A 1,329-nucleotide genomic window follows, 5' to 3' on the forward strand; every position below is an offset into this window, starting at 1 on the left:
CTATAAATGAGCAAATTTGAAAAATTGCACAAAACTACACTGCGAATTTCATAAATGAATCAAAATCATTACTTTCCTTTGCGCATTGAAAAAGATAACGATACTTTTCCAGCTGAATGGTATCACAGATTTCGTGATATCCAGTTTCAAACGAACAGAACCTACCAGTACCCACTGCACACATGAAATGTGCCAGTGACATAAGCAGCCAGTACCTTTTGATTCCCTGTGCAGAGCGTATCTGATAGCCGTCCAGTGCCAGTTTATCCTTACACTGGCGGAAAAATACTTCAATAGGCCATCGACACACATACCAGAAAAGAATTTCCTGTGTAGATAGGGCTGCGTTTGTACTGATGAAAGCACGCAATGCTTTGGGATTACCAAATGCTTTTTCCGGATAACTCAAAAGAACTACCGCATTTTCTATGCCGTTGAGGTTTCCCTCGTACCGGTACACATAATAGTTTCGTTTTTTGACTGTCACAAGGTCAAATTCACGATGTGTAACAGACAATTCGGCGGCCAGTTCACGAAGTTTCTTCTTCATTCCCGATGGATACAGCAAACGGTTTGTTTTCAAAGCACCGATGGTATGGAACCCTCTCTGTGCAAAGGTATTGATTATCTTTTCAGAAACATACCAGCAGTCACAAAGAAAATAGGACATTACCGGTGGAACAGGCAGCTCCTTTGCAATGCTTTGTACAATGTCAATCTTGGAAATGGACTTATTGTACATTACAAAAGCATAGTTCAGAACAATGCCATTGCAGGAAAGCATAACAGCAACTGCCTGATGCCCGTAATCCTGTTTTCCCTTTAAATGGGATTGGTGAAAATACGCATCTTCAATCGGATGTAAAGCCTGTGACGAAGGCTTTGTCTTTGAAGCGATCGTATCGTCCACAATACAGAGAACAGGCTTTCCGGTGCGTGCTGCTTCTGAATAAATAATCTCAATGACAGAGCATTTTAACGTATCTGAAAGTAATGAATCATCCCATTTTCCGGAATTGAGGAAATGGGCAATCGTAGTTCTGTGGCAGGAACTGTTTTTAGCAAAGTTCGTGGTTTTTCCATGATATCCTGAAATGAAAATACTGATTAGGATACTCATAAGATGGTTTATTACTCGGTTCGAATAAAATTTGCATAAGTTTAATTTTTTAAACTGGTTGTATATGAATGAGGAATGATGTATAGTATTTGCGAGAGACACCTTCTTTCGTAAATGTTGCAAATGTTTGTTTTGGCACTTTCATTATACAACACATGGAATCGAGGTGTCTTTCTTTTATGCAAAATCACGAACTTGCTCATTTATAG

The 1,329-nt window shown here is 39.3% G+C and carries 1 protein-coding gene; it reads right to left on the reverse strand.

The features are described from left to right. Window positions 1–34: 34 nt before the first annotated feature. Window positions 35–1,222 carry an IS701 family transposase gene (locus tag ACTQXY_RS15435; protein WP_441660204.1) on the reverse strand — a complete coding sequence of 396 codons (1,188 nt, stop codon included), beginning with the start codon at window positions 1,220–1,222 and terminating at the stop codon, window positions 35–37. Between the last annotated feature and the right edge of the window lie 107 nt (window positions 1,223–1,329).

The organism is Faecalimonas sp. LCP19S3_D12, assembly GCF_052121495.1.
GTDB lineage: Bacteria > Bacillota > Clostridia > Lachnospirales > Lachnospiraceae > Faecalimonas.